Consider the following 706-nt stretch of genomic DNA (forward strand, 5'->3'; position numbering starts at 1 on the left):
GGATGCTTTTTACAAAACGGGCTGTTCAAGCGCTTCTTGACACTGCGCTGTGGTATGACAGCACCTGGACGACAAATCGGGAGATTTTCGGCTTTATGGTTTACACACCATCCCCCCCCCCTTTCATCTTTATAGCGGAAACCTGATTGAAGCATGCAAGCATAAATTGTTGCTTTTGCATTAATGCTCTGCTTTCTGTTTTCTGGATCGACATCATAAGGCGTTGGCATGCCACATTCTAACAAGGCTTTTCCTACCTCTGTAAAATTAGTAACACCATTTTTCTCCCACGCGCTCAAATACCCTCCAGGAGTTTTATTAAACTGACATCCAGCTATACCTAATAAAGTTACAGCACCTAATAGCTTTAGAGTTTGTTTCATTTTTTCCTCCATGATTTAATTCAAGGTTTTTGTTCACGATGAGATGTGCCATAGCGCCATGTACACTTATCACTCGCATCTCCAAGGCAAGTATGGGAGCTTATGGGATTCATGATCACTCTCCACCATTCTGTCCAAACGTTACTACCAGCAGGGAGTGTCCCGTAGGTATAGCCATTGCCGCCAATAATTCTGCTGACAAAGTCATATCTATGCCCATCAAAGCCAACAATGGTTTGTTTGCCATCACTCACATAACCTAACAGACCGGATGCAACTAAAACATTAAAGGCTGGTCCATAGAGATTGATAGTCGTGTTTTC

The 706-nt window shown here is 42.9% G+C and carries 1 protein-coding gene and 1 pseudogene; both read right to left on the reverse strand.

What is annotated here, in order from left to right; all coding sequences use genetic code 11:
• Positions 1-383: hypothetical protein (locus ACFILW_RS10485; protein ID WP_375685808.1), on the reverse strand; the 383-nt coding region annotated here is incomplete at its 3' end.
• A gap of 20 nt (positions 384-403) precedes the next feature.
• Positions 404-706, reverse strand: a pseudogene (locus ACFILW_RS10490) (filamentous hemagglutinin); the annotation flags it as partial.

Source organism: Bartonella sp. TT110JLCBS (assembly GCF_042193405.1).
GTDB lineage: Bacteria > Pseudomonadota > Alphaproteobacteria > Rhizobiales > Rhizobiaceae > Bartonella.